Annotated in this window: 15 protein-coding genes and 1 other RNA gene; 10 read left to right on the forward strand and 6 right to left on the reverse strand. The window is 61.6% G+C overall.

Annotated features, from left to right (window positions below; all coding sequences use genetic code 11):
• Positions 1–69: 69 nt before the first annotated feature.
• Together SINAC_RS33610 and SINAC_RS39300 are read right to left on the reverse strand one after the other, a co-directional pair.
• A complete protein-coding gene (locus SINAC_RS33610; RefSeq protein WP_015249994.1) occupies positions 70–327 on the reverse strand; it encodes a NifU family protein in 258 nt (85 codons plus the stop codon).
• A gap of 120 nt (positions 328–447) precedes the next feature.
• Positions 448–804 (reverse strand): RNA recognition motif domain-containing protein, encoded by a 357-nt coding sequence (locus SINAC_RS39300; RefSeq protein WP_015249995.1) that lies wholly within the window; start codon positions 802–804, stop codon positions 448–450.
• 1,071 nt (positions 805–1,875) lie between these two features.
• Between SINAC_RS39300 and SINAC_RS33625 the strand changes: the two genes are divergently transcribed.
• The 4 genes from SINAC_RS33625 to SINAC_RS33640 all read left to right on the forward strand — a co-directional run bounded on the left by SINAC_RS33625 (position 1,876) and on the right by SINAC_RS33640 (position 7,298).
• Positions 1,876–2,892, forward strand: coding sequence for a DUF1559 domain-containing protein (locus tag SINAC_RS33625; protein ID WP_015249997.1), 1,017 nt, complete (start codon positions 1,876–1,878; stop codon positions 2,890–2,892).
• Positions 2,893–2,999: 107 nt separating this feature from the next.
• Positions 3,000–3,488, forward strand: a complete 489-nt coding sequence (locus SINAC_RS33630; protein ID WP_237722690.1) for a carboxypeptidase-like regulatory domain-containing protein — start codon at positions 3,000–3,002, stop codon at positions 3,486–3,488.
• 385 nt (positions 3,489–3,873) lie between these two features.
• Complete coding sequence (locus SINAC_RS33635) at positions 3,874–5,151, forward strand: DUF6807 domain-containing protein (RefSeq protein ID WP_015250000.1); 1,278 nt, start codon at positions 3,874–3,876, stop codon at positions 5,149–5,151.
• Positions 5,152–5,306: 155 nt separating this feature from the next.
• Entirely contained in the window at positions 5,307–7,298 is a 1,992-nt protein-coding gene (locus SINAC_RS33640; protein ID WP_015250001.1) for a hypothetical protein, read from the forward strand.
• Between the two features lies 1 nt (position 7,299).
• Here SINAC_RS33640 and SINAC_RS33645 read toward each other — a convergent pair whose 3' ends face one another.
• The 4 genes from SINAC_RS33645 to SINAC_RS33655 all read right to left on the reverse strand — a co-directional run bounded on the left by SINAC_RS33645 (position 7,300) and on the right by SINAC_RS33655 (position 10,496).
• Positions 7,300–7,935 (reverse strand): 5-formyltetrahydrofolate cyclo-ligase, encoded by a 636-nt coding sequence (locus SINAC_RS33645; RefSeq protein WP_015250002.1) that lies wholly within the window; start codon positions 7,933–7,935, stop codon positions 7,300–7,302.
• A gap of 83 nt (positions 7,936–8,018) precedes the next feature.
• Positions 8,019–8,178: non-coding RNA, 6S RNA (gene ssrS / locus SINAC_RS38475), on the reverse strand.
• A gap of 179 nt (positions 8,179–8,357) precedes the next feature.
• On the reverse strand, positions 8,358–9,119 hold the full coding sequence (locus SINAC_RS33650; RefSeq protein WP_015250003.1) for a UvrB/UvrC motif-containing protein: 762 nt from the start codon (positions 9,117–9,119) through the stop codon (positions 8,358–8,360).
• Between the two features lie 300 nt (positions 9,120–9,419).
• On the reverse strand, positions 9,420–10,496 hold the full coding sequence (locus SINAC_RS33655) for a DUF4912 domain-containing protein (protein WP_015250004.1): 1,077 nt from the start codon (positions 10,494–10,496) through the stop codon (positions 9,420–9,422).
• Positions 10,497–11,171: 675 nt separating this feature from the next.
• On the opposite strand from SINAC_RS33655, the gene SINAC_RS42100 reads away from it, so the two are divergent.
• The 6 genes from SINAC_RS42100 to atpA all read left to right on the forward strand — a co-directional run bounded on the left by SINAC_RS42100 (position 11,172) and on the right by atpA (position 15,955).
• Entirely contained in the window at positions 11,172–11,393 is a 222-nt protein-coding gene (locus tag SINAC_RS42100) for an AtpZ/AtpI family protein (RefSeq protein WP_020466501.1), read from the forward strand.
• Positions 11,394–11,522: 129 nt separating this feature from the next.
• Positions 11,523–12,344, forward strand: coding sequence for a F0F1 ATP synthase subunit A (atpB, locus tag SINAC_RS33665; protein WP_015250005.1), 822 nt, complete (start codon positions 11,523–11,525; stop codon positions 12,342–12,344).
• 146 nt (positions 12,345–12,490) lie between these two features.
• Positions 12,491–12,808 carry an ATP synthase F0 subunit C gene (gene atpE, locus SINAC_RS33670; protein WP_015250006.1) on the forward strand — a complete coding sequence of 106 codons (318 nt, stop codon included), beginning with the start codon at positions 12,491–12,493 and terminating at the stop codon, positions 12,806–12,808.
• A 141-nt stretch (positions 12,809–12,949) separates the two neighbouring features.
• A complete protein-coding gene (atpF, locus tag SINAC_RS33675) occupies positions 12,950–13,648 on the forward strand; it encodes a F0F1 ATP synthase subunit B (RefSeq protein WP_015250007.1) in 699 nt (232 codons plus the stop codon).
• The gene (atpH, locus tag SINAC_RS33680) at positions 13,645–14,289 is read left to right on the forward strand and encodes an ATP synthase F1 subunit delta (protein ID WP_015250008.1); all 645 of its coding nucleotides are present in this window, start codon (positions 13,645–13,647) and stop codon (positions 14,287–14,289) included. The genes atpF and atpH overlap by 4 nt, the downstream gene beginning before the upstream one ends.
• On the forward strand, positions 14,246–15,955 hold the full coding sequence (atpA, locus tag SINAC_RS33685; protein ID WP_015250009.1) for a F0F1 ATP synthase subunit alpha: 1,710 nt from the start codon (positions 14,246–14,248) through the stop codon (positions 15,953–15,955). Before atpH ends, atpA begins: the two co-directional genes overlap by 44 nt.
• Positions 15,956–16,010 lie beyond the last annotated feature (55 nt).

Raw genomic sequence — 16,010 nt, forward strand, 5'->3', positions numbered from 1 at the left:
GGGCGTGATCGAATGAGGATCCATTCGGACTTCGCATTTCGTCGGATCGGGACCCAAGAATCACGTAAATCAAGGCACAGCCTCAATAAACCGAATCTCGGGGACATGTGACTTCAAGGTCGCCTCGATCCCCATAGTCAACGTATACGAGGCGGAGGAGCAGCCCTGGCACGCCCCTTGCAAACGAACCTGCACGATATTGTCCTCATCGATGTCGACCAGTTCGAGGTCGCCCCCGTCGGCCCGAAGGGTCGGGCGGACGTGCTCGTTGAGGACCGCTTCCACTCGATTCTTGAGTTCTTGTCGTCGCGGGTTCGCGTCGGTCATAAAGAGGCTCCGGCCATGGCGGATGGTGGTACGTGGCAGCGAAATCATCAAGGGCCGGGGCAACCGCTCCCGAACGGCCCGATCCGTTTCCCTTCCTTGATTATCCCTTTATCGTCTCGATCAGTAGGCTCGGCTCCCCGACCCGTAACCGCCGCCGCTCCCACCATACCCACCGCCACGACTCCCGCCGGTCCGCGGTCCGCCCCCCCCACTACCACCACCGCCAGGCGTTCGAGGCCGCGCCTCGCTGATGTTGAGCCGACGCCCCTGGTGATCGCGACCGTCCAGGCCTTGGATGGCGGCATCCCCTTCAGCATCGTTGACCATCTCGACGAACCCGAAGCCACGGCTTCGACCCGTTTCGCGATCTTCCACAACCTGGGACATGGAGACCGCCCCAAACGACTCGAAGAGTGCCTGGAGTTCTTCCGAGGTCACCGAAAAGCCAAGGTTTCCTACATAAAGCCGCTTTGCCATCACTGTTGCCTTGAGCAGGCTCTCCCCTTGAACGCCAAAATAGACCGAACGACAAGACCGAGAGTCCGAGCCGCCAACCGTCGTGGCTTCCGTCTCGAGCGCTCACCGCTGGGCTTCCCCACTCGCCCGCCCGAATTTCTCGAGACGCGAACAGGACTCCTGATGAGCTCGGACCACCGTTTTACCCTCCTCTAGTATAAGCCTGAACAACCCCCCCCTTCAACGCAAAAGCCGTTGTGGACATCCATTCGGCTCGCAATTTCCCTGAAAGAATCGAACACGGGGCGAATCGCTTTCGGATCCAAGCAGAATTATCTATGAAATATTCATCCGCCCAAAAGCACGCGAACCCTATATCGCTTGTCTATTCAAAGAACCGAAGCAGGACACTCCGATCACGCCCCCACGCCCTCGATCCGCCCGCCAAGCCAAACGCCTCAGACGCCACATCCTCGCTCCGATGAACCGGCCTTCGTGCCCTCCCCTGAGTGGACTTCGGAAACCAAGCTCATCGCGACCACTTTGACATCCCGCGCCCGGGAATGACTCCGAAACCCGCTGGCCCCCAGGCCAGGGTCGACGCAATCGCTCGCGGGCTTCCAAGTCCTCCTCGACCAAATGGACTGAGAGGCTCCCCTGTGACAAGGGCCCCTCAATATCCATGAGTTCGGAGGCAATTCTAAGGGCTTTTACCGGCCTTGATATCGTTTGTCTTAGACTAACGACAAGTTCGAAAGATTTACTGTAAATCTAGGCTATCCACATACCAACCTTGACCGCTACAGTGGGGCGATCTGATCCACTGACAATAAAAAGAGCAGCGGATACGAATGTTCTTTCCTCCTTGATTCCATGGCGGGATCAATAGGGAGGAGAAGCACAAAAAACCTCTCATATACTGTCTTGCAGTGATGGCAAGCATCGAAGCCGTCCGTCTTCCTGTTCATGCTCTCATTCAGTTGCCTGCAATTCTTGCTTTTCCAAAATAAGATTTTGCGTACCCTGTCGTTTCGCCGCATTCGTTTCGTGACCGTTTGATTCATGTCATCTCTTACCGCAAGGAGTCGACTCATGAAGAAACGCCGCGCTTTTACTCTCATTGAGTTGCTGGTCGTCATTGCAATCATCGCCGTCCTGATCGCCCTTCTCTTGCCTGCCGTCCAGGCCGCGCGGGAAGCCGCTCGCCGGTCGCAGTGCGTCAACAACTTGAAGCAGATCGGCCTGGCCATGCACAATTACGAAAGTTCAAACGGTGCGTTTCCTCCCGCGAAGCTCTATTCGGCGGGCACCTTGGCGACTTCCAACGACCCTGATGGCCTAGGGTTGGTGCTAAACACCACGGCCCACTCGATCATCCTGAATTTCCTGGAGCAGACAGCGCTCTACAACGCCTACAACTTCAGCCGACCGTCGTGCAACGCAGTCAACTCGGGCGTCAATACGAAAGTCATTGGCGGCACATCCGCGTACCTTGGCAACACGACGGTCACCACCTCCATGGTTGCCGCCTACCTCTGCCCGTCCGACATCACCCCCACCCCCTATACCTCAACATCCGCAGCCTACCCTGGCACGAATGCGGTCCGCACGAGCTATATGCTCGCCGCCAGCCAGTACTACGAGACCTACAACGCCCGCAACTGGGGGGGCGGACGTCCCGTAGACGCGGGAGTCTTCTCGGGAACCGATTGGTCCACCAGCATTGCGTCCATCAAAGACGGCACCAGCAACACCATATTCACAGGAGAATCCAGGCTCGATAAGACGACCGCAAGTTATGGCGGCTGGTGGGGACAAGGCCTCTGGACCTCGACTCATGCCATGGTTTACTCGCCCGCTAATACGTCGGCGGACATCTACTTGTCGACTCTACCCAACGCGCCTGCCCTGATCCGACAGGTCAGTGTGGCCAACAATCCCCGGAAACTTGGGTATGCCTGGACCTTCAGCAGTCCCCACGCTGGGGGACTGAACATGGGCTTCGCCGACGGCAGCGTCCGTTTCATCAAGAATTCGATCAATCCTTACACCTGGTTTGCACTCAATACCATGCACGCCAGCGAAATCATCAGTGCCGATAGTTACTGATCATTCCCAAGCAAGGTGAATCGCCTTCGGCCCCGTCAAGGGTCGGAGGCGATGAAAATTTCCTGCTAACCCATCCGTATCCTTCATCTGCCAATACGACGAGGACGATGATGCGACGAGTGATCATGGCCGCCATGGCCGTGTTGCTGAGCGGTTGTAGCGAGTCGGGGCCGAAACTACTTCCCATCCATGGCACGGTGACGAACAACGGCAAGCCCGTCGAAGGGGCAAGCGTGATCTTTACCCCGGATCCGTCGAACGCTCTTGGCCAACCCGCCACCGACGTGAGTGGTCCCGACGGCAATTACAAGCTCATGACCAATAACCGGGCGGGCGTGGCGGCCGGCAAGTATCGGGTCGCGGTCATCAAGGTCCCCCCTCCACCCGAGAGCACGAACGAATCGTTCACAAGCGACCCGTTCATGGCCCAGCTCTCAGTGTCGGGCCCCGACGCCAAGAAAAAGAACAATCCGGCGTCCGCAACACTCGAAGACTCATTCGAGCGCGAAGTGACCGCTCAGGATCCGGTGATGGACTTCGACATCAAGTCGAAATCCACCTCGGCCTCAGCCGCGACCGCAGCGGAGAAGAAGTAAGTCCCCCGGCAGAAACGAACCATGGTTCGAGACTCCACAAGCAGCAAGTAGAAAGGGGGCGGGACGGGGAAAACCGGCTCGCCCCGCTTCATTCGGATGGCGACAGATCCTTCCCGACGGCGTGATTACGGCGATGCGCCACGATTGCAGCCCCGTCTCCGTGTCCTCAAGAAAGCTTGGGACTCCTGGAAGCTTTTCGCTTGCAACCGGCTGCGCGGACGATTACGACGTATCGCGGAACTCAATGGGACACAACTCGCCAACCACCACCAAAGCTCGTCGCAACCCACTCGATGACAGAGGTTCTGGTGAACGCCCCGGTAGACGGCGGTAATCGGCGAGCGATGTCACAATCTGCCAGCACCTCGAACTTCGGAGTCGTCTCATGACTGCCTCGACGCGGTACACCCCACTCGCGGTGCTCGGCTGGGCTCTGGCCCTCCTTTCGGGGAGGCCGGCCAACGCGGCGGACGCCTCACCTCGCTCGATCGTCAACCGGCCCGTCGTCATTCATGCGAACGGCCCCATCGGAGCCGGCACTTTTGTGGTCGCCGAGATCAAGGGGACGCTCCCTCCCGGCCTCTACTCTCTGAAACAAGGCGACAACGGCACGGCCACGCCGGCTGAGGTCTTCGAACAGGCCGGCCGGACATTCATCGCCCTGACGACCGACCGAGCCGAGGCCGACGGCACCGGCTCCTACACGATCACAGGGCAGGAGCCGTCAGAGTCAGGCCGGGCCATCGCCCCCGACCACCTCCAGGCCAAGGAAGTTCCCATCGCAGCGGGGGGAAAGCCGTTCGCGACTTACCTTAGCGGTGATCCCTTCAAGCCCTATTATTTCCCCGTCATCGGCCCGACGGGCGCCTCGTTCACCCGGGCCTATCCCATGAAGCAGGTCCAGGGAGAAGACGAGGATCACCCTCATCAACGGTCGCTCTTTTTCACACATGGCAATGTCAATGGCTTCGATTTCTGGGCCGCCGACACCAAAAATAAGCCTAACCCCAAGTTCGGATCGATCAAGGAAACCGCGCGCACCATCGTTCATAACGGCGCGCTCGCCGCGGTCCTCCGGACGACCGACGATTGGGTCGGGCCAAATGGCAAGAAGGTGCTCGAAGACGAACGCGTGGTCGCCTTCTACAGTCTCGGGAAGAATCGCGTCATCGACTTTGACGTGACCCTGAAGGCGACCGACGGTCCGGTGACCTTCGGCGACACGAAGGAGGGGATGTTCGGGCTCCGAGTCGCCTCGAGCATGGACGTGAAAAGCAAGACAAACTCCGGTGGCAAGATCGTCAACGCCGAGGGACTCACCGACGACTCGGCCTGGGGCAAAGCGTCCCCCTGGGTCGACTACACGGGTCCGGTCGAGGGGAAGACCGTCGGGATTGCGATCCTCAACCACCCCGACAGTTTCCGCTATCCGACCACCTGGCACGTCAGGACCTACGGCCTCTTCGCCGCCAATCCGTTCGGCTGGCACGACTTCGGCCAACCGCGATCGGGCGAGCACGTCCTCCCGAACGGGGAGTCGATCCGGTTCCGCTACCGAATCATTCTCCACTCTGGAGACACGGCGGCGGCCAACCTGCCCGCAGAATTCCAGGCGTACGCCCAGCCGCCTCGCGTCGAGATCGAAGCCAAGCCAGAGCGGTGAACGAATCCCCTTGAGGCAAGACGACTCGTGGCGATCCATGATCGGTTGCTCTGGTCGTCCCGTCCCCAAGTCGGAACAATGGACGGGTCCCCCCTGGAGTGAGCTTCCCCCTTGTCGGGGGACCTTCCCCACAACCCTTCCGAGAGTTGCATCCCATGGCGATCGGCCCTTCGCTCCTCGCGCTCTGGCGGAAGCGCCCGGGTCAAGGTTCGCGCGGGCCGCTCGCCGCCCTGGCCTTCGTCGCGTTCGCGATTGTTCTGGGCCCCTTGTTCTTCGACCTGTTCATGGTCATCCCCTGGCCCGCTCGCAAACGAATGGGGCAGGCCATTTTCCTGGCGCTCCTGGGGATCGGCTTCCGTCGCCTTCTGACCGTGGCCCCCGGCGACGCCTGGCCGGCCCCACGCGATGAAGTTCCAACCACGGGCCGATCCGACCGAGCACGGGTCTGGATCCCTTGGGCCCTGCAACTCGCAGTCGCCTCGCTGGCGCTGCCGCTCCTCAGTCGTCCCGGCAACCTCGGGTTCGGAGATTGGGACTTTTTCCTCGAGAAGTTTGAGAGCATCCGCCGGGTGATTCTCGACGCGCACCAGTTCCCCTGGTGGACCCCCTGGTGCCGGGGGGGATTCCCCTTGGCGAGTGACCCTCAGTGTGGGGTCATCTCGATCACGACGCCGCTGGTTCTCCTGCTGGGGACGACGACGGGGCTGCATCTTGCAACGGTCATCGACCTGATGATCGCCGTCGAGGGGGCGCGCCGGCTTGCCTGGCTCTGGTTCCGTGAACCCTGGGCAGCAGCCGCGGCAGCCCTAATCTACGGGATCAACGGAGGCGTACTCGTCTATACGGTCGCCGGGCACTTCATCCCGATGAGCTACTGCGCTTTCCCTTGGCTGATTTACTCCGCATTCCGGGTCGGAGATCGGCTTCGTGACGGCCTCTGGCTCGGCTTTTGGGCCGCCTTCACCGTGCTGAACGGAATCCAGTATCCCAGCCTCTACGGCTTGCTCATCGCCGGGCTCGTCTGGATTCGCGCCTTGCGCGTTCAGCCGAAACCCCTCCGCGGACGACTCCTCGGGCACACTGTCGCGGCGATTGGTGTCGGGCTCGCCCTGGCCGGCTGGCGATTGACCACGACCGCATTGGTGATGGCCGACTTCCCGAGGAAATGGCACACCGCGTTCGACGCATCGGTCGGCGAAGTCCTCGACTGGCTGCTCTACCGACCGGACTCCACCATCCTCAAAGCCGCCACCTCGACCTACTTCTGGGAGTCGGCCTGCTACGTGGGACCGCTCGTCATCCTCCTGGCCCTGATCAGCTTGGTTCACGGCTGGCGATGGTGGCACACGATGACGGTCCTCTGTCTCTGGCTGGCCATCGGTTCGGTTCGCTGGACCCATCCCAGCTACTGGCTCGCGCAAGGACCGGTCTTCTCGACGATGCACGTCGTGACCCGTTGGCGAATTCCCGCCATGCTCGGACTCGGGCTCTCGGTCACGAGCATCCTGGCCCACTGGCGAACCCGAGGGGACGCTCTCCACCGCGCTCTGGCTGCGGGTCTGGTCCTGGTCATCGCGGCCGACCTGATCAGCTACGGCCATCAGATCCTCACGGTTGCCTCGTGTGTCGAGCCGACTGAGGACCTCTTCCCCGGCCCCCCGACTTCAACGTTGGTCAACGTCGAAAACGGCCTCGGTTACGCGGCCGTCCTCAGGGGCTACGGGGTCGTCCGAGGCTATCAGCCCCTGCTCGGCTACGACCGCAACAAACCGACCGCCAGGCTCTGGCGCGGCCATCCTCACTACCGAGGCGAAGCCTGGACCGACGACGATGCGTCCCTGACGACCGAGTTCTGGAGCCCGAATCGCATCGTCTTCCGGACAAGGCCGGGACAATGGATCCATCTCAATCAGAATCCCGGCTCTTGGTGGCGAATCAATGGCAAGGCCGCGTTCCCGAACGAGAAATGCGCGGAGTGGACGAAACCATTTGCGGCACAGGCCGATTCCCAAGGCCGACTCGAATTGGAGATCGTTCCCAAGGGACTCTCACTCGCCTGGGGACTCCACGCCACCGGCATCGTCTTGGTTCTCGGCGCGGTCATCACATGCCGGCCGAGACCAGAGCCAGCCGGGCTCTCCGTCTGATTCAAGATCGATTGATATCAATCGACGGAGTGGCCGCCGCTCTGTCTTCAGGCCGAGCACACGCGACAGTCGTCCGCGGTGAAACGACGCCGTCGAGCGACACGTCATGAGACTCGACGGGAAGCGCATCGACCATCTGGCAATCCAGCGCGAGGGCCCATCGAGGTACATCGCGGCGAAGCGTCGGCAGCAGCCGGTCGTAATGCCCTGCCCCTCGACCGATCCGAAACCCTCGGGCGTCAAACACAAGGCCGGGGACGAGAACCCAGTCAACCTGGTCCGGTTCGACCTCGGGGCAGCCGTCGTGCGGCTCGGGAATCCCGAGCATCCCCCGCTTGAAGTCGGCGTTGAGATCCTCGACCCGGTAGAGCCGGAGCCGCCGTTGGATCCTGTCCACGCGAGGACAGACCAGGCGCTTGCCCCGCTCCAGTGCGAGCTCGAGCATCGGCTGGCTCGCGATCTCCTCAGGGAAGGCCGTGACGTAGAGCAAGACCGACCCTGCGGCGTCGAAGCCCGGGAGGTCTCTGAATCGAGCGGCGAGGGTCGCCTCTTGAGCCTTCCGATCCGCCGGGTCGAGAGCAAGGATCCGCTCGATCATTGCCTGGCGGAGCTGCCGCTTCTGGGCCCGGAGGTCCATGACTCAAGGTCCTGACCGGAATCAAAAAAATCGGCCCGCGATCACATCCGGAATCCCGGAAGCGAGCACGGGCACGAAAAAAAAGGACCTCCACCGCAATGCCGTCGGAGCGCTTTTGAGAACCCGCAGTTCAAGTGGGCGCCTTAGACCTTCAGGGACAAGCCCAGAGGTATTGAATCGGCTCCCAACGGGTTTTCATTGGTTCGCCAAAAGTACACCCCTTCTCGTACATGGCAGAGGCGTGTCCGGCCGAGACCAGACAAGCGTTAGTCTAGCCGCGACTGACCTCGCCATCAAGCAAAAAGAGCGAGAAAACGGCCCGCCCTCACGATCGCCCCCATCGCCATGAAAGAGGCCGGTAATCCCAGCGCACGGGTAGTCTCTCTTGCTCGCCTCAGCAAGTTTCGCTCGCCTCGGAACGGCTAAGGATGCGGCTCGGACGACGTGGCGATCTCGGTCCCTCGGAGTCGAACGAGTTGGTCGCGGATCCTGGCGGCCTCCTCATAGTCCTCCAGCGCCACGGCCAACTCGAGCTGCTGCTCCAGCCGCTCCAGAGGACCGCGAGGACGGTTGCTCTCGATGTCGCGTTTCCAGCGAAGCAGGAAGCCCAGCTCCATGCATTCCGCTTCGTGGTCCGACTGCTCATAGTCTTTGAGGAAGTCGCGGATCCCCTCGATCCCTTCATCGATTTGCGCGAGGGCCTGCGTGGAGTCGTTCTTCGCCAGCGAGTCGAGCGCCAGAGCACGGGTCCGCATCATCATGACGTACGGCCGGTATTGATCGAACTCGATCTTGTCCCGCGGTCGTGATGCATACCGGACGACGAAGGCAAAGAGGCGGAGGTTCCGGTCGGTGTCCCTGACAACCAGGTCGTAGCGTTGGAGATGGAACGCCGCGAGATAGCGCTGGTAGTACAGTCGCCCTTCCTGCATCAAGGCCGCGCAGGCGCTGATGTCCAAGGCGAAGTCTTCGGCGGAAGCGCTTGCCTCGTAGAGATCGAGCAGCGACTCGTGATCGTCGGGTCTCCGGCCATCGGGCCGGCCCGCCATTTCCATCTGAAGCAGACCGAGGTCCAGTCGCATCTGGATCTTGTCGCGGCCGTCATCTCCCGTCACGATCCGGACCTGCATCTCGTCCGGGTCATGCTCCCAGCCAGCCAGGATGGGCGTGATGTCCTTGCTCAATCGATGCGCCTCCCCCGTCTTGGGCCGCGATTCGCGGATCCTGTTTTCATCGCAAAGGAATTGTACGGTTACAGGGAAATCAGGACCATCGAAGAATGGCAAAAGAAAAAAGGGGAAGGATGATGCCCCTTCGACTCCAGGTTGGATCTTGGTGACACCGCGACATACGAAAAACGACGGCAATTGAGCCCCGGAAAACACCACGCGGCCCGCGTCGAGCAAAGGCGCTCGGCGCGGGCCGCGAGGTGTCGTCAAGAAGTCGAACGGAACAAAACAGAACGGCGCGTTCGCCGGCAAGCCTCAGAGTTCGTTGCCGTCGTGAATCATCGGCTCCAACTCCTTGGTATTCCGCTCGACGGCCAACACGATCGTCCGTTCCTCAACTCCGTCGGGGCTAGCGGCCACCGCCGGGATGATCTGTCGGGAGTCGGGCAAGCTAAACCGGACGGTAAAGGTCCCGTCAGGCCGCAACTGCACCGGTTCCCCCTGAAGCGTCACCCGGGCATTGGGTTCGGTCGTGCCGTAGACGATCAATTCGGCGTCGATCTCGAAGTGAAAATCACGGCCGAGTGACGCCAAGGCCCCCGTGCCGAGACTTTGAAGCGACAGTCCTTGCATCGGCCGGCGCAGCCGTTCTTCGAACAGGTCGCGCAGGTCGTTGGAACCGGTGGGATGACTCGCGTTCCCCCCCGATTGACTGTAGATCTTCTGGAACTGCTCCTGAACGCTGGCCCAGTTCTCATCCAAGACGTCGGAAACCCCCGCCTTGGGTGTACTGACGACATTCGATCGAGCCAAGACGAAAAACTTGCCGCGCCGGGCCAGGTAGCCAATATCAATGCGATACGAGCGCGGCGGCGAAGTGACGTCGATGTACCAGTTGTTCACTCCCCCGTGAATCTCGATGTCGCGAACATGACGTTCCGACGCCGAGGTCGTGTCTTCACTGGTGACATCCACCACCCGGAGGATCGGCCTGGCCGTATGCCAATCTTGCCCAAGGGCCGCCTGGGCCCTGGCCAGCGTCGACCGGCTTAGCTCCCAATAAGCATGGAGCCAGTACGGATCGCGGACCATGGCAATGATCCGATCCTTGACGCAGGCATGATCGAGAGACCGAGGCGGAACCACCGTCAGAGGACGAGCGGGGGCCGACGACGGCGGGGGCACTTTACGGGACGAGGTCGGACTGATCTCCACCGACGGAACCGATTTTACCGCGGACTTGCCTGCCGACTTCTTCGGCGTTGGGGCCGGCACGGATAACGCTTTGATCAATTGATCCTTGCGCATCGCGTGCCACCCGACAATCCCTTGATCTTTGGCCAACTGAGCCAAATACTTTTTATTGCAGTCCTTGAGCGTATCGACGGTCATGCGGGCCACTCCGTCTCTATCCGCGGGGTGCAGGAAAGAACGCGGATTCGGACAAGGAACGCGTGGATCATCCCTGAGTAGGCCGATCCGGAAAACTCCATGCCTCCCGGACTAATGGAAACATCCAGAACGGCCATAAATACAAGGAGAGGAGAGCGGCGTGATGCAACCCAAGGCCCGCGATCGAAGGACCATCAAACGAATAAAAGGCGGCCCTCTCGCCCGTCAGTTTACGGGAAGAAGCCGCCTTTCACGTTGATCGTATCCGGAGCGCAAGGGTGACGTCATATGCAGGTCCCCACTCTGGCTCGTACCGGACTCATACCTAGCAACTCGCTTCGTAGGTCATAACAAATCCCACCTCCACTGTCAAACAATAATCCCTCCCAAGTGTCCGTCCGTGGACAAACTCCCAAATCTGTAACATTCCGAACGAACGGACCAAGCGGTCAGCCGAGGCCTTCGCGAACTCCCCAAAACCTGGTAGTGCAACACAATCGACGACATTGTGAAAAATTTCTCGAAGATAGGATGTGAGGAGTTGACAGGGCAAAAGCGGCGGGTATAAATGACTTCGAAATGGTTGGTTCGCCAATTGCCGCGAGGTCTCCCGGTCGGTTGATATATTTCGGGGGCACGCCCTCCGTCGACTGACGCGGGGTGCGGGAGGCGATTGTGAACCAGCCCGAGCCTCGCTCAAGACTGTCCGTCGGAATCCAATGGGCTTCCCGAGTTTCCACCATCGGGTTGGAGTTCGCTCTCCCTCCCTTGATGGGTGCGGGACTTGACCGTTGGTGGGGGACGAGTCCCCTGGCAACCTTGATTGGGGCGGTCTTGGGCTTTGCCGTCGGAATGATGCACCTCCTCCGGATCGCTCGCGAAGGATCCCGATTGTAAAGCGGGAGCTTTCCCTTTGGTTGTGGGGAAGCCGGCCGGTTGGCGGGACGGACTGGGTCCGTTGTGCCAGCCGCGGTGACGTGTCGATCGCTGTCGCGGTTTTGATGAGAGAACAGGATCAAAGCAGCCATGCCTGAGCACGGTCACAGTCCACTCAGCCACGTCGTGGACCATCCCAGCCTGGAGTTCCCCCACTGGCAGGGTCCGTCTTATGCGCTGGAGTTGGATCTCCCGCGGATCGCCGGCCTGCAGTTGACGCGGTTCATGGTCACCGAGGTAATCGCCGCGCTCCTGATGCTGGTGATTCTGCCGCTGGTGGTGGTACAGATTCGTAAGACACCGGTCTCGCGTGGCTGGTTCGTCAACTTATTCGAGACACTGCTCCTCTTTATTCGCGATCAGGTCGCGCGTCCCGCAATCGGCGGCCATGGCGCGGATAAATTTCTGCCTTATCTCTGGACCCTCTTCTTTTTCATCCTGTTCAACAACCTGCTGGGGCTGGTCCCGGGCATGGCGTCGGCGACGGGGAATATCAACGTCACGGCGGTCTTGGCCTTGATGACGCTCGGCACGGTCGTTCTGGCGGGGATGCGTGAGATGGGGGTGGCCGGATTCTGGATCGGGATCGTGCCGCACCTGGACGTCCCTTGGTGGCTGAAGCCGCCGCTCTGGGGCTTGATGTTCGTGATCGAGGTGGCGGGGCTCTTGATTCGCCACGTCGTCTTGGCGGTCCGGTTGTTCGCGAACATGTTCGCCGGGCACGTCGTGCTGGCGGTGATCCTTGGGTTCATCATCATGGCCCAGGGGTTCATCTTCTGGCCGGTGATGGGAGCAAGCGTCTTCGGCTTGATCCTCTTGAGCCTTCTCGAAATGTTCGTTGCGTTTTTGCAAGCGTACATTTTCACCTTCTTGTCCGCGTTGTTCATCGGGTCGGCGGTTCACCCGCACTGAGCTGAGACAAGCGCGGTCGTACGGGTGGTCGTGTCACCCGGGGCGGAGGCCGTTTTTGGCGATCCGTCCGTTTCATCACGGCGGGCCGTGACACGGCACCCGCAGATTCTCCCCTCATGTGAGACCATCTAGGAGACAAAGGTCCGATGAAATTCGTTAAGTCCGCCGTCCTGGCCTTCGGCCTGCTGTTGCTCGCTCAGGGTTCCGCTTCCGCTCAGACGGCTACTCCCGAGCCCGTCCGGGCGCCGAGCGCCCCGTTTGCGGATCTCCGGGCCATCGGTGTCGCCCTCGTGATCATGGGTGCCGCCTACGGGATCGGCAGCCTGACCAAGTCGGCCGTCGAGAGCATGGCCCGCCAGCCCGAAACGGCCGGCAACATCCAGACGGCGATGATCATCTCGGCCGCGCTGATCGAAGGTGTGACCTTCTTCGCGCTGATCATCATCCTGCTGCAAACGTACTGAGCCAACGATCGGCGGAACGTTCGGACCACGAGCCGTCGGACCGGTGACTCTCGACCTCTTGTCGAGGGTCATCCGGTCGTCTCCCCGGCCTTCCAACGGTCGTGGGCGGGTCGCCCTGAACCATTCACGAGGTCCTCATCCATGCCCCGGCAACTGATTGCGGCCATTGCCTTGATGGCCTTGGCATTCGGACCGCTCGCCCGGGCGGCCGATACCCCCAAACCCTCCGACGCCCACAAGACCGAAGCCCACGCTCACGATGGTGCGGCTGCGGGGGCCAGTGAGGAGCATTCTTCCTCGGGTCACGAGGCGGAAGCGAAACCGAATATTCTGGAACCGCAGCCGTCCGTGGCTATCTGGACGGTCGTCGTCTTCCTGGGACTCCTGTTCGTTCTGGGCAAATTTGCCTGGAAGCCCTTGTTGCTTGCGTTGCACCAGCGTGAAGAGCACCTCGAGCACGTGCTGCTCGACACAGAGCGCGCCCGCAACGAGGCGGAAAAACTGCTCGCCGAACACCGCCGTCAGGTGGCTGAAGCCGAGGCTTCCGCTCGCGCCCTGATCGAAGAAGCACGAACCCAGGCCCGAGTCACCGCCGAGGAGATCATCCAGAAGGCGCGTGCCGAAGCTGAAGTCGAGCAGAAGCGAGCACGGCACGAAATCGAGACGGCACGCGACCAGGCGCTTTCCGAGATCTGGACCAAGACAGCCGACCTGGCCGTCTCGGTTGCAGGCAAGGTCCTCGCCAAGGACCTCAGCGGCGACGACCATCGCCGTCTCGTCGCCTCCGCAATGAGCGAGCTGCCGGTTTTGGCTAACGGTCAAGGGAGCCACTCCGCATGACCGCTGCCGCCGAAACCGCCGCGAGCCCGTCGGCACACGGGACCGTCCTCGAAGACGTCCCCCAGGTGACGCGCTCTTACTCCGAGGCTCTGGTCAACGCCGCCGAGAAAGAGGGACAGGTCGACGAGGTCCTCGACGAACTCGACGCGATCTTCGCCGAGGTCCTCGGGCCGGACACCGAGTTCGCCGCCGCGCTGGCCTCGCCGCTCGTCTCGCCCGCCGATAAGGACCGGATCCTCGTCTCCGTTTTCGAGGGTCGGGTCCATCCGACGGTTATCAACTTCCTCCGTGTGCTCAACCGCCACGGCCGACTCGGGTCCCTGGGCGCAACCGCCAGGGCCGCCCGGGCACTCTGGGACAAGCGGCAGAACCGTCGGCCGGTGCTCGTCCGGACCGCGGTTCCGCTCGACGACGCCCAGCAAGACGCGCTTCGCGAACATCTCGGCCGAATGCTCAACGCGACGCCTCTGGTCAAGCTCGAGGTCGACCCGTCCCTGATCGGTGGAATGGTCATCCAGCTTGACGACGACGTGTACGACGCCTCGATCCGGAACCGCCTCGAACAGCTTCGCCAACGACTGATCGAAGGAAAGACGCATGAAATTCAAAGCCGACGAAATCACTTCAGTGATTCAGAGTGAGATCGAGCAGTTCCAGGCCCAGGTCACCCGGACCGAGGTCGGTCGTGTGCTCGAGGTTGGCGACGGCATCGCGCGGATCCACGGCCTCTCGGGCGTGATGACCGGCGAGATGGTCGCGTTCGATAACGGCGTGAAGGGAATGGCGCTCAACCTCGAGGAATCGTCGGTCGGCGTGATCATCCTCGGCGATTATACGACGATCCACGAAGGGGAGACCGTCACGGCAACCGGGCAATTGCTCCGCGTTCCCGTGGGCGAAGCCCTGGTCGGCCGCGTCGTCAACCCGTTGGGCGAGCCGATCGACAACAAGGGACCGATCGTCACCGACAAGTCCCGCCTCGTCGAATCGCCGGCCCCCGGGATCGTCGATCGTCAGCCCGTCGAAGAGCCGATGCAGACCGGTATCAAGGCGATCGACGCCATGACGCCGATCGGCCGCGGTCAGCGCGAGTTGATCATCGGCGACCGCAAGACGGGCAAGACCGCCATCGCGATCGACGCGATCCTCAACCAAAAGGGGAAGGGCGTCATCTGCATTTATGTCGCCGTTTCCCAGAAGGAATCGACGACGGCCGCCCTGGTTGACGTACTCCGTCGCCACGGTGCCATGGACTACACGATCGTGGTCTCGGCCGGTGCCAGCGACCCCTCCCCGCTTCAGTTCATCGCCCCGTACGCCGGTTGTGCGATGGCCGAGTACTTCATGTACGAGAAGGGGGGCGCGACCCTGGTCGTCTATGACGACTTGTCGAAGCAGGCCGTCTCGTACCGCGAAATCTCCCTCTTGCTCCGCCGCCCGCCGGGTCGTGAAGCGTACCCGGGCGACGTCTTCTACGCGCACTCCCGCCTCCTGGAGCGCTCGGCGAAGCTCGCCAACAAGTACGTGATCGTCCCCGACCACGCGCCCACCGAGACCGAAACGGTCACGGAGGAGTGGGGAGTCAACAAGAAGGTCTACCTTGGCGTTCCGGGCCTGGAAGAGGCCAAGCACGACCTCAAGGAACACTACGCCCAAGGGCACAAGGTCGTGAAGACGACAACCTCCGGTGGCTCGCTCACCGCCCTGCCCTTGATCGAGACGCTGGAAGGTGAGGTTTCCGCCTACATCCCAACCAACGTGATCTCGATCACCGACGGCCAGATCTACCTTCAGCCCGACCTCTTCTTCGCGGGTGTTCGGCCCGCCGTCGACGTCGGCATCAGCGTCTCCCGGGTCGGTGGCAAAGCCCAAATCCCGGCCATGAAGAAGGTGGCGGGCAGCTTGCGGCTCGACCTCGCCGCCTTCCGAGAGTTGGAAGCGTTCGCCCAGCTCGGTACCGAGCTCGACAAGGCAACCCAGCTCCAGCTCGATCGCGGTTATCGGATGGTCGAGCTGCTCAAGCAGCCGCAGTACCAGCCGATGGAGGCGATCGACCAGGTGATGAGCCTGTACGCCGGTTCCGAAGGCTACCTCGACGACGTGCCGGTCAAGGAAGTGTCGCGCTGGGAGCAAGAGTTCCTGGCCTTCGTCCGCGACCATCGTTCGGGCGTCCGGGCTCGCCTCGAGAAAGAGCAGAAGCTCTCCGACGCCATCCTCGCGGACCTGAAGGCAGCGCTGACCGAGTTCAAGGCGCTCTATCGTTCGCCGGCCGCCAAGGCCCCGGCACTCGCCGGCGCTGGAGCTTGACGACGATTGCGTCCGGATACGCTTCGGTGACCGGATCCGGCAGAGACTTGCTGAT

Source organism: Singulisphaera acidiphila DSM 18658, assembly GCF_000242455.2.
Lineage (GTDB): Bacteria > Planctomycetota > Planctomycetia > Isosphaerales > Isosphaeraceae > Singulisphaera > Singulisphaera acidiphila.

Bases quoted from the DNA above. Each gene is read 5' to 3' on its own strand.
- SINAC_RS33610 (WP_015249994.1), bottom strand. From the start codon at position 327: ATGACCGACGCGAACCCGCGACGACAAGAACTCAAGAATCGAGTGGAA.
- SINAC_RS33655 (WP_015250004.1), bottom strand. From the start codon at position 10,496: ATGACCGTCGATACGCTCAAGGACTGCAATAAAAAGTATTTGGCTCAG.
- SINAC_RS33625 (WP_015249997.1), top strand. From the start codon at position 1,876: ATGAAGAAACGCCGCGCTTTTACTCTCATTGAGTTGCTGGTCGTCATT.
- SINAC_RS33630 (WP_237722690.1), top strand. From the start codon at position 3,000: ATGATGCGACGAGTGATCATGGCCGCCATGGCCGTGTTGCTGAGCGGT.
- SINAC_RS33640 (WP_015250001.1), top strand. From the start codon at position 5,307: ATGGCGATCGGCCCTTCGCTCCTCGCGCTCTGGCGGAAGCGCCCGGGT.
- SINAC_RS39300 (WP_015249995.1), bottom strand. From the start codon at position 804: ATGGCAAAGCGGCTTTATGTAGGAAACCTTGGCTTTTCGGTGACCTCG.
- atpF (WP_015250007.1), top strand. From the start codon at position 12,950: ATGCCCCGGCAACTGATTGCGGCCATTGCCTTGATGGCCTTGGCATTC.
- atpH (WP_015250008.1), top strand. From the start codon at position 13,645: ATGACCGCTGCCGCCGAAACCGCCGCGAGCCCGTCGGCACACGGGACC.
- atpE (WP_015250006.1), top strand. From the start codon at position 12,491: ATGAAATTCGTTAAGTCCGCCGTCCTGGCCTTCGGCCTGCTGTTGCTC.
- SINAC_RS33635 (WP_015250000.1), top strand. From the start codon at position 3,874: ATGACTGCCTCGACGCGGTACACCCCACTCGCGGTGCTCGGCTGGGCT.
- atpB (WP_015250005.1), top strand. From the start codon at position 11,523: ATGCCTGAGCACGGTCACAGTCCACTCAGCCACGTCGTGGACCATCCC.
- atpA (WP_015250009.1), top strand. From the start codon at position 14,246: ATGAAATTCAAAGCCGACGAAATCACTTCAGTGATTCAGAGTGAGATC.
- SINAC_RS33645 (WP_015250002.1), bottom strand. From the start codon at position 7,935: ATGGACCTCCGGGCCCAGAAGCGGCAGCTCCGCCAGGCAATGATCGAG.